General features: G+C 63.8%; 1 protein-coding gene. It reads right to left on the bottom strand.

The window, feature by feature from the left end; genetic code table 11:
- On the bottom strand, nucleotides 1-480 hold a 480-nt coding region (locus tag J5M56_RS24855), incomplete at both ends, for an ATP-binding cassette domain-containing protein (RefSeq protein WP_207938043.1).

Below are 480 nucleotides of genomic sequence, written 5' to 3'. Positions count from 1 at the left end.
CGGGTGCAGACGGGCGAATTCGTGGACGCCGGCCAGTTCGGCGGCTTGCAGCACCAGCTCGTCTTCGACGTAACGCGCGCCGGACACCAGGTTGTCACGCAGGGTGCCGGACAGCAGCTGAATGTCCTGCGGCACGTAACCGATGTTGTAACGCAGTTCGCTGACGTCGATCTGGCGGATGTCCACGCCGTCGACCAGCAAGGCACCGTCGTCCGGTTGGTACAGGCCCACCAGCAGTTTCGCCAGCGAACTCTTGCCCGAACCACTGCGGCCGATGATGCCGATCTTCTCGCCGGGACGGATCACCAGGTTGATGTTCTTCAGCGCCGGGTTCTGCTGGTCCGGATAGGTGAAGCTGAGCTGACGGCATTCGATCGCACCCTGCAGAACCTTGCGGCTCAGCGGGCGCTCCTCGAAGTTGCGCTCCTGCGGCAGCTCCATCATCTGGTCGACCGAGGTCATGGTCACCCGCGCCTGTTG

The organism is Pseudomonas sp. 51_B (genome assembly GCF_017491595.1).
GTDB classification, from domain to species: Bacteria; Pseudomonadota; Gammaproteobacteria; order Pseudomonadales; family Pseudomonadaceae; genus Aquipseudomonas; species Aquipseudomonas promysalinigenes.
Note: the sequence above shows the minus strand (reverse complement) of the source record. Positions and strands in the feature narration are given on the sequence as shown.